Below are 20,839 nucleotides of genomic sequence, written 5' to 3'. Positions count from 1 at the left end.
TTTCTTTAAAAACGATTTTTCTTATACCTTCACAACCATCTTCCCTTTATTTTTTCCCTCAAAAAGATCGATAAATGCTCGTGGAATGTTCTCAAATCCTTCAACAATGGTTTCTTCATACGTTAATTTATTATCGTTAAGCCAAGTCGCCAATTGAGGAACGATTTCTTTAAACTCATCTTGATAATCGCGAGCGATAAACCCCTGCATTTTTAAACTTTTCTTCACCAAAGAGGTTTCCAATCTGGGTCCCGTAGGTTGTTCTGTTTCGTTATAAAGTGAAATAGCACCACAATTAACCACACGTCCAAAACGGTTCATATTAGCCATTGCGGCATCCAGAATTTCACCTCCAACATTGTCAAAATATACGTCTACGCCGTTGGGGCAAGTTTCTTTAATAGCTTTACGCATCTGGTTGGTTGTTTTATAATTGATCCCGGCATCGAAACCAAACGTGTTTTGCAATAATTTAATCTTTTCATCACTTCCCGCAATACCCACTACTTTGCAGCCCTTAATTTTGGCTAGTTGTCCAACCACGCTTCCCACAGCTCCCGATGCGCCAGAAACTAATACGGTCTCCCCTTCTTTTGGTTCGCCAATCTTAAGCAATCCTACATAGGCAGTAATTCCTGTGAGACCCAAAACGCCTAGGTAAGCGCTCAAAGGAGCTTTAGAGGAATCTACTTTTTGAAGTCCTTTTCCATTAGAGGTTTGAAATTGCTTCCATTCCAGCATCCCATTTACAAAATCTCCTTTTTTAAAATCTGAAATATGACTCTCTACAACTTCAGCAATAATACCGCTTTGTAGAGGTTTATCTAATTCGAAAGGAGTTATATAGGATTTTTCATCACGCATTCTTCCTCGTAAATATGGGTCTACGGAGACGTATTTTGTTTTTAATAGCACCTGTCCTTCTGAAGCTTTTGGTTTGTCAACTTCAACAAACTCAAAATTTTCTAGGGTTGGTATTCCTTCAGGACGGCTTTTTAAACGTATAGAATTGTTCATGTATCAAAATTTTTTTAAAGTTAAGGAGTTGAATTTCAATTTTAAGGCCTGTTAAGAGAGTATTCAACTATTTTGAGAAATAATTAACGCTTTTGAGAAGGCCTTAAAAATAGTTTCACAGAAGTTACTATCTTGTAGTATAGAATTCTGAAAACCATACACCGCAAAATTATGGCCAATAACTATACTGAAATCCTGCAATTGCAAGATCCTTTAGAGCAGGCAAAAGTAAAAACAGAAGAAGCGCTACTAAAGGCCGGTTTTAAAATGAGTAAATGGGTAGCACAAAATCAAGCCTTTTATGCTGAAAGTTCCTTAACCATTTGGTCCTGGGGTGAAGATATTCAGGTAAGTTTTCAGGAAAATGAGCAAGGGACTTTAGTGAAATTCACTTCCTCCTGTAAACTAGCCACACAATTTATTGATTGGGGAAAAAACAAAAAAAATACGAAGAAGTTTTTTGCTGCGTTACAAACTAGCTAATACTTTTTACCACAAATTTTTTCTCGTTAAAGGTAAAAGCCTCTCCCTTTTTTTTCCCAGATAGTAATTGCCCAATAGGCGATTGCAATGCCACGCAAAAATAACCCGTCTTTCCTACCAGAATCTGACCTATAGAAATACTAATAAAATACGTGCCGTTATTGGTATACACTAAACTTCCCAAACGTACATAATCTGAAACAGCCTTAATGTCTATTTTCTTTACCAAAGCCAGTAGCGATTCTATTTCACGCAACTGCTTCCCCGCGTTTTCACGATCTATCTGCAACATGGCCCTCCCCGTTTCGTGTTTGTCACCAGCGCTACTTTTAGACTCATCTTCCAACGATTCTACTATGTCTGAAATGGTTTGCTTTATCTTGTCAAAGCGTTTGTTAACTGTCTCTTGACAGTGGTCCAGTAAGGCAACTTTTAGTTCTTTATCGGTCATTCTTTGGTAGTTTTTCCAACGTAAAAGTACCATAAAATCGCATTTGTCTAACAATCCATTCTTTTCTTTTTTGAATATACGCTGAAGACGGATTCGCTCTATAATTTCTAGGATTTGGTAAGATTGCAGCTATGGCAGCGGCCTCGTATTGCTGTAAATTTCTAGCCGATTTGTTAAACCAGAACTTTGATGCCGCTTCTGCTCCATACACCCCGTCGCCCATTTCAATACTGTTTAAATATACTTCCAGGATTCGTTCTTTGTCCCACAGCAATTCAATTAAAAAAGTGAAATAGGTTTCCAGTCCTTTGCGTAACCAACTTCTATCTGGCCATAAAAAAACATTCTTAGCTGTTTGCTGAGAGATAGAACTTGCACCACGTAGTTTTTTGCCTTTTTGATTGTTTTCGTAGGCTTTTTCGATACTTTTTACATCAAAACCGTTGTGTTTAACGAATTTTTGGTCTTCTGCACAAATAACAGCCAATTGCAATTCTGGAGCTATTTCTGAGATAGGAACCCATTGATGCTTTGTTTCAAAATCGCCTTCCGCTTCAAAATAACGAATGGCCATGAGCGGCGTATAATACACAGGTACATATTTGTAAAGCAACACCCAAAGTATAGTGATGCCTAAAAACCACAACAGTGCTTTAAAAAGAAATTTAAGGAGTTTTTTAATCATGTAGGTTCAATAAGATTCGCCAATTGTTTGCCTACGGAACTTCCAATAGCAACACCCATGCCACCTAACCGAACACCACAGTAAACATTGGATTGTACTTCTTTGATAATGGGCTTTTTTTGTTTGCCAACACCCATTACTCCGCTCCAGCGCGTGTCTATTTCAAACGGGGTGTTAGGTAAGATTGTTGTTCTAAGAAGTCTTTCTAATTCATTTTGAATTAAGTGTGTTAAGCCAGGTTCGGTTGTTGCTTCTGTTGTAAAATCCAGGTTTCTACCACCGCCAAGAAGAATTCTATCGTGAATATTTCTGAAATAATAATAGCCTTTATCCAAATGAAAAGTACCTTTTATATGCAGATTTGGAATAGGTTTAGTTACTAAAACCTGTGCCCGTGCGGGTTGTAAATCGGCATTTATAAACTGTTTTGCAAAGCCGTTGGTGGCAATACAAACTTTTTTTGCTGAACATTTCACTGAATTGTTCATTTCTAGTAAAATTTCACCATTATTTGCCGAAAATGAAGTGATTTCAGCATTATTTAGAATAAAAATGCTGTTTTCTGAACATTTTTGTATGAGTCCTTGCATCATCTTCCCAGTATCCAACTGTCCTTCTAACCGATTAAAAAGAAGTTGTTTTTGAACATTTTTAAACGAAAAGGAATCATTTCGAACCGAAAAAATATCATTTTCATCATGAAATACGTATTTAAGTAATTTATTGATGTAGGGAATGTTTTCGATAGAGGTTGAAAATAATTCGGCATCTCTTTCAGTAAAAACTTCATATCCTCCCCATTGCTGAAAGTCTAATTGTTTATCGCCAAGATTCTTCCGAAGCAATTGCAAGCCTTCCACTCTATTCTTTATGAGTTGAATAACTTCTTCTTCAGAATGTGTTGTAAGATCTTCTAAAATTTCAGAAATACTACCGAAACAAGCGAATCCGGCATTCTTAGTGCTGGCTCCACTGGGAAGCATCCCTTTTTCGAAAACTACAATCTTCTTCTTTGGAAAACGATCGCGCAAAGCCAACGCACAGCTTAACCCCACAATGCCGCTACCAATTATGGCAACGTCTATGTTGGAGAGCCAGATGTTTTGTTCCCAATAGGATAGATTCATAAATTTCAAAATAAAAATCCCAAATTCCAAAGGTACTCTTTTTGGAATTTGGGATTTGGTATGTAGTATTTATTTTGTTTACTCTTCCTCTGGTGGCGCCATGTGCCAAGTGTTCATAAAGGCAGTAGTATAGTTACCTGCCACATAATCCGGATGGTCCATTAACTGTCTATGAAACGGAATGGTAGTCTTTACCCCTTCTATCACAAACTCGTCTAAGGCACGCTTCATTTTATTGATGGCCTCGTCTCTAGTTTGCGCGGTTGTAATCAACTTTGCAATCATAGAATCGTAGTTTGGCGGAATAACATATCCAGCATATACATGCGTGTCTAAACGTATTCCGTGCCCTCCTGGAGCGTGTAAAGTTGTAATTCTTCCCGGTGAAGGTCTAAAGTCATTATACGGATCTTCGGCGTTGATACGGCACTCTATTGAATGTAGATTTGGCGTATAGTGTTTTCCAGAAATTGGCACACCTGCCGCCACTAAAATCTGCTCGCGGATTAAATCAAAATCGATCACCTGCTCGGTAATAGGGTGTTCTACTTGAATACGGGTATTCATTTCCATAAAGTAGAAGTTTCTGTGTTTGTCTACCAAAAACTCTACGGTACCAGCACCTTCATATTTTATATATTCTGAAGCTTTTACAGCTGCCATTCCCATTTCATTTCGCAATTTCTTGGTCATAAAGGGACTTGGTGTTTCTTCGGTCAATTTTTGGTGACGCCGTTGGATAGAACAATCACGCTCACTTAAATGACAGGCTCTTCCAGTGCTGTCTCCAACGATTTGTATTTCGATATGGCGAGGCTCTTCAATAAGCTTTTCCATATACATATCGTTGTTTCCAAAAGCAGCTTTGCTTTCCTGTCTGGCAGATTCCCACGCATCTTGCAGGTTTTCTTCTTTCCAAACGGCACGCATCCCTTTTCCACCACCTCCGGCACTCGCTTTAAGCATCACTGGGTAGCCGGTTTCTTTGGCTACTTTTTTACAATCTTCAAAATCTTTAATAATGCCATCACTTCCTGGAACACAAGGTACTCCAGCTTCTTTCATGGTGGCTTTTGCCATAGCCTTATCTCCCATTCTGTCAATCATCTCTGGAGAAGCGCCAATAAATTTAATGTTATGTTCCTGGCATATACGTGAAAACTTGGCGTTTTCTGAAAGGAATCCATATCCTGGGTGAATAGCATCTGCGTTTGTTATTTCTGCTGCAGCGATAATATTACTCATCTTTAAGTAACTTTCACCACTTGGCGGAGGACCAATACAAACTGCTTCGTCTGCAAACTTAACGTGTAGGCTTTCTTCGTCGGCTGTTGAGTAGACAGCAACCGTTTTAATCCCCATCTCTCTACAGGTTCTAATGATGCGTAGTGCAATTTCCCCTCTATTTGCTATTAATATTTTTTTAAACATGTTTTTGAGTTTTAAAACCCCTTAAATTATTTGAATTTGGGACTTGGTCCCGAAAGTTTCGGGATTAAGCTTATGATGGGTCTACTAAGAAAAGTGGTTGGTCAAACTCTACCGGAGACGAGTCGTCTACTAATATTTTCACGATTTTACCAGACACTTCACTCTCAATTTCGTTGAAGAGTTTCATAGCCTCAATTACACATAAAACATCTCCTATGTTTATGTTAGTTCCTACTTCTACAAACATAGGCTTGTCTGGAGAAGGTTTTCGGTAGAAAGTTCCAATAATTGGAGACTTTACCGTAATATATTTTGAATCTTCACTTGTAGCAGGTGCCGATGCTACTGGTGCTGCTTCGGCAGAAGCTGGTGCCGCTGCTGGTGCTGCAGCCATAGCAGGCACTTGTTGAATATAGGTTGTTTCGCCTTTATGGCTTTCTCCTGTGCGGATGGTGATTTTTACATCTTCCATCTCTAATTTTACTTCGCTTGCTCCAGATTTGGCTACAAACTTAATCAGGCTTTGTATCTCTTTTATATCCATGTTAGGTTAATTTTATTCGTTATTATATAGGATCATAGGCCCAGGTTACATAGACTGCTCCCCAGGTAAATCCGCCCCCGAAAGATGCGAATATCAAATTATCTCCTTTTTTAAGTTGTTTCTCGTAGTCTACCAAACACAATGGCAAGGTTGCCGAGGTTGTGTTTCCGTATTTGTGTATATTTTTCATCACCTTCTCAGGTGGAAGGTTCATTCTTTTTGCTGTGGCATCAATAATACGCATATTGGCTTGATGTGGTACCAACCAATTGATAGTGTCTTCAGATAAGCCATTGCGTGCCATTATTTTTTCACTGATATCTGCCATGTTAGACACTGCAAATTTAAATACAGTTTTTCCATCTTGATATACATAGTGCTGTTTATTGGCAACTGTTTCGGCAGTTGGTGGTAGTAAAGAACCGCCTGCGTCAATTTTAAGGCTTTGTCTTCCAATACCATCGCTACGTAAAAGCTCGTCCTGTACACCGTAGCCTTCCGTATTTGGCTCAAAAAGTACAGCGCCAGCACCGTCACCAAAAATAATGCAGGTAGCTCTGTCCTCGTAATCTATAATAGATGACATTTTATCTGCAGCCACTAACAAAACTTTCTTGTAGCGTCCAGATTCTATGTATTTCGCTGCGGTTGACATTCCGAATAGGAAACTAGAGCATGCAGCAACAAGATCGTAAGAGAACGCGTTAATGGCACCAATTTCGGTTGCCACATAAACACCTGTGGCTGCCACTAGCATGTCTGGTGTAGCTGTTGCCATAATCACCATATCGATTTCTTCCGGATTGGTGTTACTTTTTTTGAGAAGGTCTTTGGCTGCTTGTATGGCTAAATAGGAAGTACCCTTATCTTTATCTTTTAAAATTCTACGTTCTTTAATTCCAGTACGAGAGGTAATCCACTCGTCATTCGTATCAACCATAGTTTCCAGAATTTGGTTGGTAAGTACGTAGTCTGGCACATAGCCTCCTACAGCTGTGATTGCTGCTGATATTTTGCTCATAGAGTTATCTTACTTTCACGCAAAAAGGCCAAAAGGCCCTTAAAAGATGTGAAAATTACTAAAAAAACCGCAAAAAAGGGTAGTAAAAAGGTTTTTTTGAATAAATATAACAGGAAACAAAAAACTCTCACATGAGTCTGCGAGAGTTATTTGTGTTATAAAATACCTGTAATTATGCTTCTACTTCTTCAACCGCATCAATTACAATTTGCCCACGGTAGTATAATTTACCTTCATGCCAGTGCGCTCTGTGAAACAAATGTGTCTCTCCAGTCGTTGGGTCCTGAGCTAATGTAGGCTTTACCGCTTTGTAATGAGTTCTTCTTTTATCTCTTCTAGTTTTCGAGATTTTTCTTTTAGGATGTGCCATTACTTTATATTATTTATCCGTTAATAGTTTTTTTAAATCGTCCCATATTGGGTCTACTTCGTCGCCTTCTTCAACATTTTCTTTGGGTTGCTTTGGGCTTAATTCTTCAAGTTTGTCGAGTATATCACTTTCTAAGGTTCCATCTTCAATCCCCGGGTGAATTAACCTTGAGGGCATGGACAGAATAATAGATTCGTACACGTACTGCTGAATGTTCACCTCATAACTTCCATGTGGAATGATTAACAAGTCTTCGTTTTCGTCATTAAATTCTTCGCCAAACTTCACTATAAAGTGATAATTTCCCGAAATATCCTGATCAAAAGGCTCGTTGGTAAGGTCACACTGCACATTTACACTCCCCGTAAAGGTTAATGTAAATTCTAACAATGTGGTTTTTTTATCCAGTACTACGTCAAGTTTAATAGCTGTATCATTAAACTCATCATACTCAAAATGCTCAAAGAACGTATTTGTAATCTCAAAGTGAAACGGGTGTTGACCTAATTTCAGCCCTATAAAAGGGATGGTAAAATCTTTCAATTCTTTCATATCCACTCCTGTTATCATTCTCCACCTTCGTTAAAAGGCGGGTGCAAAGATAAAAAATTATTTGGATTGCACAGTACTGTAACTATTTCTTTTTTGAAAAAGGTTTTCGCTTATTTACTTGTAACGGATTTGTTGAAATTTCCTGATACTCATTGCGTTTGTGAAAAATATCAATCGCGGTATAAACTGCCTGTTTAAAACTTTCGTAGTCTGCCACACCTTTTCCCGCGACATCAAATGCAGTTCCATGGTCTGGCGAAGTTCTTATTTTGTCTAGCCCAGCTGTAAAATTTACCCCTGTGCCAAATGCCAGGGTTTTAAATGGAATTAACCCCTGGTCGTGATACGAAGCTATAATCACATCAAAGTTTTTATAGTTGGAAGAACCAAAAAAGCTGTCGGCTGCGTAGGGCCCGTAGACCAATTTCCCGTTATTTCTTAAGTTCGTTAACGTTGGGATAAGTATTTCATCATCCTCTTTGCCTATCACACCATTATCTCCATTGTGCGGATTAATCCCCAACACGGCTATCTTAGGTTTTGGAATACCAAAATCCTGAATGAGCGTTTTATGAATGGTATTTATTTTCTTTTCAATAAGCTCTCTAGTAATGGTTGCTGAAACATCCTTTACCGCCACATGATCCGTCAACAAACCAACACGCAAACTATTTGAAACCATTAACATCATGCTTTCCCCCTTAAGCTCTTTAGCAAGATAATCTGTATGCCCTGGAAAGTTAAACGTTTCAGACTGCACATTACTCTTGTTGATGGGAGCTGTTACCAAAACATCGATTTGCCCTTCTTTTAATGCTTTGACCGTGGCTTCTAAAGATTTTACAGCGTATTCACCAATCCGTTTTTCTTCTGCACCGAAGTTAACGTCTACTGTCTCTTTCCAAACATTCAGCACATTTACTTTTTTGTGAGCGATTTTGTCTAGGCTATCTATTCCAAAAAAGGAAATGTCTAATTCGTATTCTTTTTTAAAGAAAGACATCAATTTCACCGAAGCAAAAATAACCGGGGTGCAAAACTCTAGCATCCTGGTGTCCTGAAATGTTTTTAAAACAATTTCGCTACCAATGCCGTTTAAGTCTCCTATAGATATACCTACTATAATTTTATCGCTTTTGCTCATTCTGAAGATGTAATCGTTGTACTTTTGTGATACAAATGTAACCAATTACAAACATGTTTACAGGAATTATAGAAACCCTTGGCAAAATAACTTCGCTTCGTACCGAAGGCGAAAATCTGCATATCACCATCGAAAGTTCCATTACAGACGAACTAAAAATTGACCAAAGTGTAGCCCACAACGGTGTTTGTCTAACCGTAATAGCGATTGAAGGAAACACCTATACCGCGACTGCGATTAAAGAGACATTGGATAAAACAAATCTGGGCAGTTGGGAAATTGGTGATACTGTAAATCTAGAAAGAGCCATGAAGATGGGCGCTCGTCTAGACGGTCATATTGTTCAGGGGCATGTAGACGAACAAGGAACCTGTACCGCTATTTCTGAAGCTGGCGGTAGTTGGTATTTCACTTTTACGTATAATTCAATTCAAGGAAATATAACTATTGAGAAAGGCTCTATCACTATAAACGGCGTGAGCCTTACGGTGGTAAATTCTAAAGAAGCAGAATTTAGTGTCGCAATAATTCCATATACATACGAGCATACAAACTTCTCTTCTTTTGAAATAGGAACAAAAGTAAACTTAGAATTTGATGTAATTGGAAAATATGTGAAGCGGCTTATGAGGCTTTCTGAGTAGCTTTATGTCTTCTGTAGGCTACATAAACACCTAAAATAATTGCAATAACAAATAAAATATAGCTATTTGCGTCTATCGGTAATTCTGGCGGAGTTCTGTTTAGAGTAGGCTGTGGTGGTTCGTTGACCGCCTGTAATGGCGCTCCGAAAAGGGTTGTACTTGCACAGAGGCAAAGTACGAAGGTGTATATTTTTACGATTTGGGGTCGCATATTCAGGGACTAAATGTAATCAAATTTTTAAGAAACGCAATATTTTTCAACATTATTGAAAAGTTATTAACTATAACCGCATACTACCTAACTTATTATTTTAAAAAAAATTGCAACACTTCTAACTATAATTATGCGCTTCTACAAAAAACTTTTACTAGAGATAAGATTAAATTCAGTCTTGTCAAAAAAATGTGGTCCCACTTGGGCTCGAACCAAGGACCACCTGATTATGAGTCAGGTGCTCTAACCAACTGAGCTATGGGACCGGTTATATTTTTACTCCTTCTAGATTTCTATATCAGGTCTAAAAATGGTTCGCAAAGATAATAACTTTATGAATTTTTCAAACCTTTTCACGTTAATATTGAAGTATCGTTGTTATTCAGCAATATCCTGGCATAATTCTACCAGCACTCCGTGGCTACTTTTGGGATGTAAAAAAGCAACTAATTTATTGTCTGCCCCCCTCTTTGGCTCTGAGTTAAGTAAAATAAAGCCTTCTTTTTCAAGACGTTCCATTTCAGCTTTAATATTATCTACGGAAAAAGCCATGTGATGAACACCCTCTCCGCGCTTTTCTATAAACTTTGCGATAGGGCTGTCTGGGTTGGTGGCTTCTAATAATTCAATTTTACTATCTCCACAGGTAAAAAAGGATGTGTTTACTCCTTCACTTACGACAGCCTCGGTTTTATAGGGCTGGTATCCTAACAATTTGCTGTAAATTTCATTGGCTGCGGCTATGCTTTTTACAGCAATACCTATGTGTTCTATCTTATTCATATGTATTGCCCGAGCAGGCGGGTACCTTTAATACTAAGTAGTTTTCAAAAATAACAAATCTTATTGTAGTATTTTTGCTGTATGGAAGAAAGTAACAGACAGAAAAAAATTGCAGGCGTATTGCAAAACGACATCGCCAACGTCATTCAAGAAATGTTGCGTGAGGCAGGACAGATGGGAATTATTGTAGCAGTTTCAAAAGTGAGTGTCACAACAGACCTTTCTATTGCCAAAGTGTATCTAAGTGTGTTTCCTTCGGATAAAGCGACCCCTTTGTTGGAGGAAATTACAAAACTCACGCCAAGAATCAAACATCAAATTGCACAGCTCACTAAAAATCAGTTGCGCAAGATGCCTAACCTTACCTTTTTTAACGACGATTCGTTGGACTATATTGAAGGCATTGAAAAAGCCGTTAAAGGCGTAGACAATCCATTACAAAACCCAGATCTTCTCGAAAAAAGAAAAAAGAAGTAATTTGAAGTTTCCGCTCTACATCGCCAAGCGGTACCTGTTTTCAAAAAGCAGTAATAATGCAATCAATATCATTACTATCATTGCGGCTATTGGCATTGTAGTGGGGGCAATGGCGCTCTTTATTGTGTTGTCTGGATTTTCTGGACTCAAAGATTTCAGCCTTCAGTTCACCAATGTTTTTGACAGCGACATACTCGTAGGGCCCGAAAATGGGAAAACCATTACTTTTTCTGAAGCTGCCGAAGAAAAACTTCAACAATTAGACGATATTGAAGCCTATTCCAAAGTTATTGAAGAGCGGGTTTTTATTCAGTTTGAAGGCAAAAACCATATTGCAAATATAAAAGGAGTCGATGCTTCCTACGGAAATGTAACTGTAATAGATAGCATTTTGTATGTAGGCCGTTGGTTTGAAGAAGGCCAACAAGAAGCCGTAATTGGTTTTAACATAGCACACAAGCTGTCTATGGGCACGATGGATATTTACAATAGCCTTCCCGAAGTTTTTGTTCCCAAACCAGGAACAGGACAAATCTTAAACACAGACCTTGCCAGCGCTTTTACCAAACGAGATTTTGTTACCGCAGGAATTTACGACGTAAACGAGGATGTAAACGGAAAGTATATATTTACAGATTTAGAATTTGCCCGGGATTTACTCCAGATGGACAGCACCAAGATTACTTCCATTGCCATAAAACTAAAGCCAGAAGTAAGTGAGAATGAAGTAAGAAACGCTCTTGCTGAGATTTTCACTTCAGAAAACATTGTGATTAAAAATAGAATTCAGCAAAACGACGCGCTTTACAAAATGCTAAATACCGAGCAGGTTGCCGTATACCTCATCTTCACCTTAGTTTTAATAATTGCCCTTTTCAACGTTATTGGTTCCATAATAATGATGATTCTCGACAAGCGGAAAAACATAAAAACGCTCTATAATATGGGAGCCACTCTAAAAGAAATAAGACATATCTTCTTTTTGCAAGGTGCATTAATGACTGTTCTTGGCGGTTTACTAGGTATTACGCTGGGTGTAATTGTAGTTTGGGCGCAATTGCAATTTCAATTTGTGTATATCACAGCTTCGCTACCTTATCCCGTGAAATTAACTTTTATGAATGTGGTGGTGGTTTTTATAACACTAACGGTTCTTGGACTTATGGCATCAAAAATTGCTTCGAGTAGAGTGCGAGAGCGATTGTTGAATTAAAAGAGTTTGTAAAAAAGACGATTTTGTTTTTTTAGCAGAGAACAAAAAGCAGGCAGAAAACTTTTTTTCTTTCTTTTGAGATTTAGTGACTAAACTCAAAATCACCAAATTGTTCCAACACCTCATCAAAAGCCGAAAAAACATCGGCACTAGCATCGCTTGTAACCATTTTCATTCGATATTCTTTAAAATGTGGAATGCCTCTAAAGTAGTTGGTGTAATGACGGCGGGTTTCAAAAACACCTAATATTTCACCTTTCCAGTCTATCGCCATTTGTAAATGTCTTCTAGCAGCTTCTACGCGTTCTTGCATCGTGGGAGGTGCGCAATGTGTTCCTGTTTTCATAAAGTGTTTTACTTCTTTAAAAAACCACGGATACCCAATGCTGGCACGGCCAATCATGGCACCATCTAAGCCATATGTGTCCCGCATTTCTACGGCGCGTTCTGGCGTATTTACATCTCCATTCCCAAAAACAGGAATATGCATTCTTGGATTGTTTTTTACATCGGCAATGGGTGCCCAATTGGCGTCGCCTTTGTACATCTGTGCCCGGGTGCGACCGTGAATGGAAATGGCTTTACAGCCTACATCTTGTAAACGCTCGGCAACTTCAACAATTTTAATACTGGCATCGTCCCATCCCAATCTTGTTTTAACGGTAATTGGTAGTTTGGTATGTTTTACCATGGCTTCGGTTAAAGAAACCATTAAATCTATATCTTTTAAAATCCCTGCGCCTGCGCCTTTGCTCACCACTTTTTTTACAGGGCAGCCAAAGTTAATATCAATAATATCGGGTCCGCTGGCCTCTACAATCTCTACACTCTGCAACATAGAATCGAGGTTGGCTCCAAAAATTTGTATGCCAACCGGGCGTTCCTTTTCGTATATATCCAACTTCATGACGCTCTTGGCGGCGTCGCGAATTAAACCTTCCGAAGAGATAAATTCGGTATACACCACATCGGCTCCCTGCTCTTTGCAAAGTGCGCGGAACGGCGGGTCGCTCACATCTTCCATGGGTGCGAGTAATAGCGGAAAATCGCCTACATCTATGTTTCCTATTTTTGCCATTGTTTGTGTCTTCCTCTCGTTCGTGCCTCACTCGTCGGAGACAGAGCGAAGGCGGGAATCGGTTTAAATTAATTCCAAATCTTCTGCAAAAATAGTCAATATGTTAGGATTGTAGGTTTCGGCGAGCAAAAACTAGCTTTTTAAAGTATATTTGCCGCAGGAATAATTGACTATGAAGAACATCCGAAATTTTTGCATCATTGCACATATTGACCACGGTAAAAGCACCTTGGCAGACAGATTATTAAGCGCTACAGGAGCTGTGACAGCACGTGAAGAGCAAGCGCAGCTATTGGACAGTATGGATCTGGAGCGTGAGCGTGGTATTACCATTAAGAGTCACGCCATACAAATGAACTATACCTACAAAGGCGAAGAATATATCTTAAACCTTATTGACACCCCAGGACACGTAGATTTCTCGTACGAGGTGTCCCGAAGTATTGCGGCGTGTGAAGGCGCTTTGTTAGTAGTAGATGCTGCACAAAGTATTCAGGCGCAGACCATTTCTAACCTGTATTTAGCGTTAGAAAATGATTTGGAAATAATTCCAGTATTGAATAAGATAGACCTTCCTTCAGCCAGTCCTGAGGAAGTAACCGATGATATTGTTGATTTGTTAGGCTGTAAAGCCGAAGATGTAATCCCTGCCAGTGCCAAAACCGGCATTGGAATTGAAGAAATTTTAGCCGCCGTTATCGAACGTATTCCTCCGCCAAAAGGGAATGAAGACGAAAGTTTACAGGCGTTGATCTTTGACTCGGTATACAATCCGTTTCGGGGTGTGGAAACTTATTTTAGAGTCCTAAATGGTTCTATTACAAAAGGGCAACATATTAAATTTATGGCCACGGGAAAAACTTATTTTGCCGATGAAGTGGGAACCCTTAACTTTAAACAGACCCCTAAAAAAGAAATTAAAGCTGGCGATGTGGGTTACCTCATCACGGGTATAAAAGAAGCTAAAGAAGTAAAAGTAGGAGATACAATTACAGACGCAAAATCACCTACCACCAATATGATTGAAGGTTTTGAAGATGTAAAGCCAATGGTATTTGCGGGAATTTACCCCGTAGATACCGAAGACTACGAAGAGCTTCGTTCTTCTATGGAAAAACTGCAACTCAATGATGCCTCACTAGTATTTGTTCCAGAAAGTTCTGCTGCGCTTGGTTTTGGTTTCCGTTGTGGATTCTTGGGAATGTTGCATTTGGAGATTATTCAAGAGCGTTTGGAGCGCGAGTTTGATATGACGGTGATTACTACCGTACCTAACGTGTCTTACAAAGCATATACCAATAGAGACCCAGACACCCCTATTCTTGTAAACAACCCAAGTGACCTTCCGGATCCTTCCAAACTGAATAGAATGGAAGAACCATACATAAAAGCTACCATCATTACAAAGTCTGACTTTGTGGGGTCTGTAATGTCTTTATGTATTGAAAAACGCGGTCAAATTACGAACCAAACCTATTTAACCACCGAACGTGTAGAGCTTAGTTTTGATATGCCTTTGGCCGAAATTGTATTCGACTTTTACGATCGTTTAAAAACGGTTTCAAAAGGATATGCTTCTTTCGACTACTCTCCAATTGGTTTGCGTGAATCTAAATTGGTTCGAGTAGATGTACTTCTAAACGGAAATATTGTTGACGCGCTTTCAGCCTTATTACATCAAGACAATGCGTACGATATTGGCAAGAAAATGTGCGAAAAACTACGCCAGTTAATCCCACGTCAACAATTTGATATTCCCATACAAGCTGCCATTGGCGCCAAGATTATTTCTCGTGAAACCGTGAAAGCACTTCGTAAAGATGTAACTGCAAAATGTTACGGGGGTGATATTTCGCGTAAACGTAAGCTCTTAGAAAAACAGAAAAAAGGAAAAAAGCGTATGCGCCAGGTTGGGAATGTTGAAATCCCACAGGAAGCATTTATGGCGGTGTTAAAGTTGAACGACTAGCTTCGGTACAAATTTTAATAAAAAGCTTATGGCTTTTAATAAAACTCACTCTGTTGTCTGAAATTCCAAAGTAAAATAAAGATTCATTAATAATTACTATTAAACAAAGACCTGTGAAGTTTTAGATACTTTACAGGTTCTTTTTTAGCTTTTTGATATTACCCTCCACAATTAGCTCCAGCGACTACTAAGTCGTCTAAATAAGCCTGATAGTTTGTGCCAGTGTCTTCACCATTAACAGAAGCATTGCCATTAGGTTCGCGGCATATTTCAAACTCTGGAGTTTGATCGCTGCTGCAAAAACGACATGTTCGTTCGTCGTCGTCGCCACAAGAAAGTAGTGCGGTTACAAAAAATAAAAGAAGAGAGATTTTTTTCATTTGGCTGAAGTTTCCTACTTAGAACGGAAACGATTTCATATTATTTTAAGCAGGGTCCTCAGCTGGAGGGGCATCATCTTGAGTTGCCACTACAACATCTTCAAAATCTATTGGTTTTCCGAGGTAAGCAATAACACTCCCATGTTCAATTTCATATTCGGATAAAGTGTCTATAAGTTGTAGGCGTCCATCTCCATCTTTAATAAACAACGGAATAGCTTCACGGTTATCACGGATGGTCTCCAGCACCTTCAAGAATTTGGCGTGATCGTCTACTTCGATTTCTTGGATAGAAGGATAATCGCGAGCTACTTCGGTAAAACGAATATAGTCGTGGGTGTTACTGAACACATCATCTTGATCAAAATCTTTTTTGTTCAGTAATTCTTCAGAAGTCATTAGTCTAAACGTTCCATTTTCGCCAAATTGCTTTCCAAAACGGCTCATAGCCTGGCGGTTAATTTCATCATTACCCGTCATTGCAAGTAAATATCCTACATCGCTCAATTCAATATTATCGGTAAGGTCGTCACTATAAATGTTGGCATTTATGGCATCAATCCCTAATTCTTTTGCTTTTTGAACGTTGGTTCGGTTAGAATCCACTAACACTACGTGACGATTATTTTTTTGAAGATAGGTAGCAATTAATCTTGAAACTCTTGAGCCACCCACAATCATAATTCCTTCAGATTTTTTAAGGAACACACCCAATAATCTTGCAACCAAACGAGCAGTAGTCGCATTTAATAAAACAGTTACCAAAACCAGTCCAAAAACCAAAGGTGTAATATATTCAGCTCCAGGAACTCCTAGTTCTACTAGTTTTGTTCCAAAAAGCGACGCAATACCTGCGGCTACAATACCGCGAGGCCCTACCCAGCTTATAAATAATTTTTCGTTGGTTTTGAGATTAGACCCCCAGGTACTCAGGAAAACGCCTATGGGCCTTACAATAAAGATTATCACAGCAAAAAGCACTGCTGTTTTCCAGTTGTAAATAAGCATTAAATCGTCTATACTTATGTTTGCTGCCAGTAAAATGAAAAGTATGGAAATAAGCAAGACGCTTAACGATTCTTTAAAATAAAGTAGCTCTTTAAGGTTGGGTAAATCTGTATTTCCTAAATACATCCCCATAACGACTACGGCTAATAACCCACTTTCATGAGCAAACAAATCGCTTAAAACAAAAATTAAAAGCACCATAGATAAGGAGGCAACGTTCAATAAGTAATGCGGAATCACTTTTCTTTTTACAGCCTGATACATTGCAAATCCTCCTGCGAGTCCAAAGGCAAAGCCAATTACTATAATTTTACCAAATTCTAACAAAGCGTGCTTGGTATAGGAGCTTCCGCTACTGTGATTGTCTGTAGCGGCTCCTATTTCTGCTACAAAATCTTCTGGTGGAATATTTACGGTAATAAAACCAAATACCAATACTGCCACCAAAGCACCAATGGGATCAATTAAAATACCTTCCCATTTTAAAACCGCAGAAACATCTTTTTTTAGCGGAATGTTTCGTAAAATAGGTGTTATTACTGTTGGCCCTGTTACAATTACCAAGGCAGCAAATAGAAATGAAATTTTCCAGCTTAACCCAAATGCATAGTGTGCAGTAACCCCCGCTCCAAAAAAAGTGATGACAGATCCCAAACTAATAAGCTTCCCAATAACGCCCCCAACTTTTTTTACTTCGCCCAACTTCAGGGTGAGTCCGCCTTCAAAAAGAATAATTCCAATAGCAAGAGAAACAAAGTAAAACAAGCTTTCACCAGGGAAAAAGCCTTTTTCTGTATTCCAGATTGGTTGAATCCATTGCGTGCCGTCTTCTGAGATGAGTGTTGAAATTGGCCCAACAAAAAGTCCTATTAGAATTAGAGGTAAAATGGCTGGAATTTTCATTTTCCATGCAACCCATTGGGCAAAAATTCCTAAAATGATAATTCCGGCCAGTTCTAACATAGATACAATATTGGTTAATTAGGATGTGAAAATATAAAGATACTGCAACCTGCCGAAATATTTAATAAAATATTAGTAGCCTTACTACAACAAGATATCTTGGACTTTCCATATTTCCTGTGGCTCATAGATTAGAAAATGGTATCTTTTCGCCCTAAAGTTTTTTAAAAAACCTTGAACCTCCCCTATTTTTCATCCATTGGAATTGGTGTAACCTTTTCCCCAAACCTAAAAGCTAATCTTTACGAAGCGGCCAGGTTGTCTATGCTTTTTGATAGCAAGCTTATCCTCATTCACGTGGGAGTTGCTTCCGAAGAAAAAACAAATAAATTTCAAGAAATATTAGCTCCTTTCTTTATTGATGGACTAACGATAGATATTGTTTACGCACCTGGCGAGCCTGTAGCTTCTATTTTAAAGTCTGTGAATGACAAAAAGATAAACCTTCTTATTTTAGGTGCTTTACAGCGTGAGAACTTTTTTAAATACTACGTAGGCTCCATTGCCAGAAAAATCACCCGTAGCGCAAAATGTTCTGTATTGTTACTCATTAATCCATCTATAAAAAGAATAAAATGCAAGCATATTGTAGTAAACGGGCTTAAGGATAAAAAAACAGAGCAAGCCATTAAAGCGGCTTTTTTTGTAGCCAATGCCTTACAGGCAGAACAACTTACAATAGTAGAAGAAATTACGCAACAAGAAGTGGCTATAAGCATAAACGATGATAAATCACTCCGTCTTGCTACTCTCAAAAAAGAAAAATTACGTCGCCAAGAAGATTCACGAATTAAAAATATAATAAGTACCATTCCTGAAAAACATAAAAAAGATCTCACGATACGCACGCAGCCTATTTTCGGGAAACGTGGATATTCCATCGGGCATTTTGCAAAAGTTGCGCGCGCCGATTTGCTCGTTATGAACGGTCCAAATAAATCTGGTTTTATAGATAGATTGTTTCCCCACGATATTGAACATATTTTAACAGAACTCCCAACAGACGTGCTAATTATTCAATGACACGAAAAAAACATACCGCAAAAGACTTTTTTAAGTCACTTCCAAAGAATATATTTTCGGGATTTGTGGTGAGCCTTATAGCGTTGCCATTAGGGTTGGGATTGGCTATGGCAAGTGAGATTCCTCCCATAGCTGGTATTATTACAGCGGTAGTTGGAGGGGTTATGGTTTCCTTTTTGGGAGGGAGCCACGTAACTATTACAGGTCCCGGAAATGGTATGGTAGGAGTTCTTTTAGTTGCTGTAACCACACTAGGGCTTGAAGCTACGTATGCAGCCATTGTTTGTTCTGGTATATTCATACTCCTTTTGGGATTTTTACGAATGGGTAAATTGGCAGATTTCTTTCCATCCTCTGCCATTCAAGGAATGCTAGCTGCTATTGGACTCATCATTTTGGGGAAACAGTTTCATATTATGTTAGCAAATAAACTTTCCTTAGACCGTAGTTTGGATTATTTGCTAGCAATTCCCAAGACTGTTATTGGCGTGATTCACTATGAAAATATAGGGCTTATCTATGCGGCTTTGGCTGGTATTTTAGCATTAGCGATCATGGCTTTTTACCCTCGTATTAGAAACAAATACCTTCAATTAATCCCCGCCCCTATGTGGATTGTACTGCTTTCTATTGCATTTAGTTATTACTTTGAGCTCGTTGTGCAGGATCCTAATCCTATTTCGGAAAAATATATGCTTTCTGGCATCCCTTCTGCACAAGAAATTGTATCACAACTCCCTACGCCAAACTTTGGCTTTATTGGAGGGTTTCCTTTTTGGGTAAGTGTTTTTTCCATAACGCTTATTGCCAGTATTGAGTCTTTGTTGAGTATAAAAGCAGTGGACAAACTAGATCCACAAAAAAGACGGAGCAACGCAAACCGGGATTTAAAGGCGCTTGGTTTTGCGACCATTGGAAGTGGTTTTTTAGGTGGTATAAATGTAGTTACCGTAATTGCAAGAAGCTCTGTAAATGTAAATAATGGAGGCACAAACCGCTCCTCTAACTTTGTGCACGCTGTGTTTTTAGTTATTTTCATTCTTTTATTTTCAACGCAGTTAACACGCATTCCGTTACCAGCACTTATGGCAATTTTAGTGTATACGGGATATAAATTGGCGTCACCCAAATTGGTCCGAAGGATATTTTCAGTAGGAAAAGAACAGCTGCTTATTTTCTTTACAACGCTTATAGTAACGCTCTTTGTGGATTTAATTACAGGAATTTTAGCCGGGGTTTTAGTCACATTTATCATTCACGTTTTAGTAAATAAAAGCATTTCGCTCTTTCTTCGGAATATTTTAAAGCCGAATGTATTAATGTACAAAGAATCTGGAACCCGCAACGATTATTATGTAAGCGTAAAGCACTTTTGTAGCTTTTTGAATTATCATAAACTGAAACAAAAATTAGACGCCATTCCCGAAACCGAAGACGTAGTAGTAGATTTCTCTCTATGCGAATTTGTGGACCACACCGTGATGGACAATCTAAGTGGGTATCAAGATCTCTTTCTAAAACGAGGCGGTCATTTTGAGGTTATTGGTTTAGACCTCCACGGCGCAGATAGCCAACATCCATTTGCGTTGCGAAGATTAATTCCTGGCTTTGGGTTGCTTCAAAAAAACTTGACCAAAAGACAAACCACGCTCCAGGAAATTGCCGATGATTACAACATGCACTATGAAGCCCAGCAAGCTCAAGACTTTCATTTTCTAGATAGGTTTCATTTTTTTACCTCAAAAAAGGTTGAAAGTATTTATAACCGAATATTCAATAAAGAAAAAACCTTCAAGTTGTTCGATATTAATTATTCTGAAGGTGAATTTATTGCAAAGGAAAATGTGCGTACTACCATGCTTCACATTGAATTAAATCACGAAATCCCAGAATTCACTTTGGATCGGGAAGGTTTTTTAGAAAAAGTATATGCTTTTGCCGGTTTTAAAGATATTCCTATAGAAAACCATCGCGATTTCAACAACCGTTTTTACTTGTTGGGAGAAAATACTACTGTTATCCAAGAGTTTTTTGATGATAATTTAGTTCATTTTTTTGAAAGTAATCCTTATTACCATGTAGAATCTAACGGCAATTCTCTTTTAGTTTTTAGCAAAGAGCGTGTGGCTGGGGTAAAGGAGATTAAAGCATTGTACGATTTTGGAAAACGGTTACGGGGAGTCGTGGCTACTGGAAATAAGATAGAAAAATCGCTCTCTTAATAAAATCTTAACAACCACAACCATTAGCGTGCCTTTTTGT

At 38.6% G+C, this 20,839-nt stretch carries 21 protein-coding genes and 1 tRNA gene; 7 read left to right on the top strand and 15 right to left on the bottom strand.

What is annotated here, in order from left to right:
- Positions 1 to 21: 21 nt before the first annotated feature.
- On the bottom strand, positions 22 to 1,017 hold the full coding sequence (locus tag ACQ2HF_RS04575) for an NADP-dependent oxidoreductase (protein WP_432412344.1): 996 nt from the start codon (positions 1,015 to 1,017) through the stop codon (positions 22 to 24).
- Between the two features lie 171 nt (positions 1,018 to 1,188).
- On the opposite strand from ACQ2HF_RS04575, the gene ACQ2HF_RS04570 reads away from it, so the two are divergent.
- Entirely contained in the window at positions 1,189 to 1,500 is a 312-nt protein-coding gene (locus ACQ2HF_RS04570) for a hypothetical protein (protein ID WP_432412343.1), read from the top strand.
- Here the strand turns inward: ACQ2HF_RS04570 and ACQ2HF_RS04565 are convergent.
- The 9 genes from ACQ2HF_RS04565 to pdxA all read right to left on the bottom strand — a co-directional run bounded on the left by ACQ2HF_RS04565 (position 1,493) and on the right by pdxA (position 8,825).
- Complete coding sequence (locus ACQ2HF_RS04565; protein ID WP_432412342.1) at positions 1,493 to 1,951, bottom strand: 3-oxoacyl-ACP synthase; 459 nt, start codon at positions 1,949 to 1,951, stop codon at positions 1,493 to 1,495. The genes ACQ2HF_RS04570 and ACQ2HF_RS04565 overlap by 8 nt on opposite strands.
- Positions 1,941 to 2,636 carry a monofunctional biosynthetic peptidoglycan transglycosylase gene (gene mtgA, locus ACQ2HF_RS04560; protein ID WP_432412341.1) on the bottom strand — a complete coding sequence of 232 codons (696 nt, stop codon included), beginning with the start codon at positions 2,634 to 2,636 and terminating at the stop codon, positions 1,941 to 1,943. The genes ACQ2HF_RS04565 and mtgA overlap by 11 nt, the downstream gene beginning before the upstream one ends.
- Positions 2,633 to 3,763, bottom strand: coding sequence for an NAD(P)/FAD-dependent oxidoreductase (locus tag ACQ2HF_RS04555; protein ID WP_432412340.1), 1,131 nt, complete (start codon positions 3,761 to 3,763; stop codon positions 2,633 to 2,635). Before ACQ2HF_RS04555 ends, mtgA begins: the two co-directional genes overlap by 4 nt.
- Positions 3,764 to 3,841: 78 nt before the next feature.
- The gene (gene accC / locus ACQ2HF_RS04550) at positions 3,842 to 5,194 is read right to left on the bottom strand and encodes an acetyl-CoA carboxylase biotin carboxylase subunit (protein ID WP_432412339.1); all 1,353 of its coding nucleotides are present in this window, start codon (positions 5,192 to 5,194) and stop codon (positions 3,842 to 3,844) included.
- A gap of 70 nt (positions 5,195 to 5,264) precedes the next feature.
- Complete coding sequence (accB, locus tag ACQ2HF_RS04545; RefSeq protein ID WP_432412338.1) at positions 5,265 to 5,738, bottom strand: acetyl-CoA carboxylase biotin carboxyl carrier protein; 474 nt, start codon at positions 5,736 to 5,738, stop codon at positions 5,265 to 5,267.
- 22 nt (positions 5,739 to 5,760) lie between these two features.
- Complete coding sequence (locus ACQ2HF_RS04540) at positions 5,761 to 6,759, bottom strand: beta-ketoacyl-ACP synthase III (RefSeq protein WP_432412337.1); 999 nt, start codon at positions 6,757 to 6,759, stop codon at positions 5,761 to 5,763.
- A 172-nt stretch (positions 6,760 to 6,931) separates the two neighbouring features.
- Positions 6,932 to 7,129 carry a 50S ribosomal protein L32 gene (gene rpmF / locus ACQ2HF_RS04535; protein WP_432412336.1) on the bottom strand — a complete coding sequence of 66 codons (198 nt, stop codon included), beginning with the start codon at positions 7,127 to 7,129 and terminating at the stop codon, positions 6,932 to 6,934.
- Positions 7,130 to 7,138: 9 nt separating this feature from the next.
- On the bottom strand, positions 7,139 to 7,681 hold the full coding sequence (locus ACQ2HF_RS04530) for a YceD family protein (protein ID WP_432412335.1): 543 nt from the start codon (positions 7,679 to 7,681) through the stop codon (positions 7,139 to 7,141).
- Between the two features lie 82 nt (positions 7,682 to 7,763).
- Positions 7,764 to 8,825: a 4-hydroxythreonine-4-phosphate dehydrogenase PdxA gene (gene pdxA / locus ACQ2HF_RS04525; protein WP_432412334.1), complete on the bottom strand. Its 1,062-nt coding sequence runs from the start codon at positions 8,823 to 8,825 to the stop codon at positions 7,764 to 7,766.
- A gap of 53 nt (positions 8,826 to 8,878) precedes the next feature.
- On the opposite strand from pdxA, the gene ACQ2HF_RS04520 reads away from it, so the two are divergent.
- Positions 8,879 to 9,469 carry a riboflavin synthase gene (locus ACQ2HF_RS04520; RefSeq protein ID WP_432412333.1) on the top strand — a complete coding sequence of 197 codons (591 nt, stop codon included), beginning with the start codon at positions 8,879 to 8,881 and terminating at the stop codon, positions 9,467 to 9,469.
- Between the two features lie 406 nt (positions 9,470 to 9,875).
- Here ACQ2HF_RS04520 and ACQ2HF_RS04515 read toward each other — a convergent pair.
- Positions 9,876 to 9,949, bottom strand: a tRNA-Ile gene (locus ACQ2HF_RS04515).
- A 112-nt stretch (positions 9,950 to 10,061) separates the two neighbouring features.
- Positions 10,062 to 10,466, bottom strand: coding sequence for a methylmalonyl-CoA epimerase (gene mce / locus ACQ2HF_RS04510; protein WP_432412332.1), 405 nt, complete (start codon positions 10,464 to 10,466; stop codon positions 10,062 to 10,064).
- A gap of 81 nt (positions 10,467 to 10,547) precedes the next feature.
- On the opposite strand from mce, the gene rbfA reads away from it, so the two are divergent.
- The gene (rbfA, locus tag ACQ2HF_RS04505) at positions 10,548 to 10,943 is read left to right on the top strand and encodes a 30S ribosome-binding factor RbfA (RefSeq protein ID WP_432412331.1); all 396 of its coding nucleotides are present in this window, start codon (positions 10,548 to 10,550) and stop codon (positions 10,941 to 10,943) included.
- A gap of 1 nt (position 10,944) precedes the next feature.
- The gene (locus tag ACQ2HF_RS04500) at positions 10,945 to 12,156 is read left to right on the top strand and encodes an ABC transporter permease (RefSeq protein ID WP_432412330.1); all 1,212 of its coding nucleotides are present in this window, start codon (positions 10,945 to 10,947) and stop codon (positions 12,154 to 12,156) included.
- A gap of 82 nt (positions 12,157 to 12,238) precedes the next feature.
- Here the strand turns inward: ACQ2HF_RS04500 and dusB are convergent, their stop codons facing one another.
- On the bottom strand, positions 12,239 to 13,234 hold the full coding sequence (gene dusB, locus ACQ2HF_RS04495) for a tRNA dihydrouridine synthase DusB (protein WP_432412329.1): 996 nt from the start codon (positions 13,232 to 13,234) through the stop codon (positions 12,239 to 12,241).
- A 172-nt stretch (positions 13,235 to 13,406) separates the two neighbouring features.
- Between dusB and lepA the strand changes: the two genes are divergently transcribed.
- Positions 13,407 to 15,203: a translation elongation factor 4 gene (lepA, locus tag ACQ2HF_RS04490; protein ID WP_432412328.1), complete on the top strand. Its 1,797-nt coding sequence runs from the start codon at positions 13,407 to 13,409 to the stop codon at positions 15,201 to 15,203.
- Between the two features lie 158 nt (positions 15,204 to 15,361).
- Here lepA and ACQ2HF_RS04485 read toward each other — a convergent pair whose 3' ends face one another.
- Both ACQ2HF_RS04485 and ACQ2HF_RS04480 read right to left on the bottom strand, forming a co-directional pair.
- A complete protein-coding gene (locus ACQ2HF_RS04485; protein ID WP_432412327.1) occupies positions 15,362 to 15,583 on the bottom strand; it encodes a hypothetical protein in 222 nt (73 codons plus the stop codon).
- Between the two features lie 45 nt (positions 15,584 to 15,628).
- Positions 15,629 to 17,554 carry a cation:proton antiporter gene (locus tag ACQ2HF_RS04480; protein ID WP_432412326.1) on the bottom strand — a complete coding sequence of 642 codons (1,926 nt, stop codon included), beginning with the start codon at positions 17,552 to 17,554 and terminating at the stop codon, positions 15,629 to 15,631.
- Positions 17,555 to 17,728: 174 nt separating this feature from the next.
- Here ACQ2HF_RS04480 and ACQ2HF_RS04475 point away from each other — a divergent pair, with 174 nt between their 5' ends.
- Both ACQ2HF_RS04475 and ACQ2HF_RS04470 read left to right on the top strand, forming a co-directional pair.
- On the top strand, positions 17,729 to 18,577 hold the full coding sequence (locus ACQ2HF_RS04475) for a universal stress protein (RefSeq protein WP_432412325.1): 849 nt from the start codon (positions 17,729 to 17,731) through the stop codon (positions 18,575 to 18,577).
- Positions 18,574 to 20,799, top strand: a complete 2,226-nt coding sequence (locus tag ACQ2HF_RS04470) for a SulP family inorganic anion transporter (protein ID WP_432412324.1) — start codon at positions 18,574 to 18,576, stop codon at positions 20,797 to 20,799. The genes ACQ2HF_RS04475 and ACQ2HF_RS04470 overlap by 4 nt, the downstream gene beginning before the upstream one ends.
- Positions 20,800 to 20,839: the final 40 nt, after the last annotated feature.

The organism is Rasiella sp. SM2506, from assembly GCF_050859505.1.
Lineage (GTDB): Bacteria > Bacteroidota > Bacteroidia > Flavobacteriales > Flavobacteriaceae > Marinirhabdus.
The sequence above is the reverse complement of the archived record's forward strand: the minus strand, read 5'-3'. Positions and strand labels throughout refer to the sequence as shown.

What these genes read in the sequence shown, in the direction of transcription:
- ACQ2HF_RS04575 (WP_432412344.1), bottom strand. Translation starts at nt 1,017, where the DNA reads ATGAACAATTCTATACGTTTAAAAAGCCGTCCTGAAGGAATACCAACC.
- ACQ2HF_RS04570 (WP_432412343.1), top strand. Translation starts at nt 1,189, where the DNA reads ATGGCCAATAACTATACTGAAATCCTGCAATTGCAAGATCCTTTAGAG.
- ACQ2HF_RS04565 (WP_432412342.1), bottom strand. Translation starts at nt 1,951, where the DNA reads ATGACCGATAAAGAACTAAAAGTTGCCTTACTGGACCACTGTCAAGAG.
- mtgA (WP_432412341.1), bottom strand. Translation starts at nt 2,636, where the DNA reads ATGATTAAAAAACTCCTTAAATTTCTTTTTAAAGCACTGTTGTGGTTT.
- ACQ2HF_RS04555 (WP_432412340.1), bottom strand. Translation starts at nt 3,763, where the DNA reads ATGAATCTATCCTATTGGGAACAAAACATCTGGCTCTCCAACATAGAC.
- accC (WP_432412339.1), bottom strand. Translation starts at nt 5,194, where the DNA reads ATGTTTAAAAAAATATTAATAGCAAATAGAGGGGAAATTGCACTACGC.
- accB (WP_432412338.1), bottom strand. Translation starts at nt 5,738, where the DNA reads ATGGATATAAAAGAGATACAAAGCCTGATTAAGTTTGTAGCCAAATCT.
- ACQ2HF_RS04540 (WP_432412337.1), bottom strand. Translation starts at nt 6,759, where the DNA reads ATGAGCAAAATATCAGCAGCAATCACAGCTGTAGGAGGCTATGTGCCA.
- rpmF (WP_432412336.1), bottom strand. Translation starts at nt 7,129, where the DNA reads ATGGCACATCCTAAAAGAAAAATCTCGAAAACTAGAAGAGATAAAAGA.
- ACQ2HF_RS04530 (WP_432412335.1), bottom strand. Translation starts at nt 7,681, where the DNA reads ATGAAAGAATTGAAAGATTTTACCATCCCTTTTATAGGGCTGAAATTA.
- pdxA (WP_432412334.1), bottom strand. Translation starts at nt 8,825, where the DNA reads ATGAGCAAAAGCGATAAAATTATAGTAGGTATATCTATAGGAGACTTA.
- ACQ2HF_RS04520 (WP_432412333.1), top strand. Translation starts at nt 8,879, where the DNA reads ATGTTTACAGGAATTATAGAAACCCTTGGCAAAATAACTTCGCTTCGT.
- mce (WP_432412332.1), bottom strand. Translation starts at nt 10,466, where the DNA reads ATGAATAAGATAGAACACATAGGTATTGCTGTAAAAAGCATAGCCGCA.
- rbfA (WP_432412331.1), top strand. Translation starts at nt 10,548, where the DNA reads ATGGAAGAAAGTAACAGACAGAAAAAAATTGCAGGCGTATTGCAAAAC.
- dusB (WP_432412329.1), bottom strand. Translation starts at nt 13,234, where the DNA reads ATGGCAAAAATAGGAAACATAGATGTAGGCGATTTTCCGCTATTACTC.
- lepA (WP_432412328.1), top strand. Translation starts at nt 13,407, where the DNA reads ATGAAGAACATCCGAAATTTTTGCATCATTGCACATATTGACCACGGT.
- ACQ2HF_RS04485 (WP_432412327.1), bottom strand. Translation starts at nt 15,583, where the DNA reads ATGAAAAAAATCTCTCTTCTTTTATTTTTTGTAACCGCACTACTTTCT.
- ACQ2HF_RS04480 (WP_432412326.1), bottom strand. Translation starts at nt 17,554, where the DNA reads ATGTTAGAACTGGCCGGAATTATCATTTTAGGAATTTTTGCCCAATGG.
- ACQ2HF_RS04470 (WP_432412324.1), top strand. Translation starts at nt 18,574, where the DNA reads ATGACACGAAAAAAACATACCGCAAAAGACTTTTTTAAGTCACTTCCA.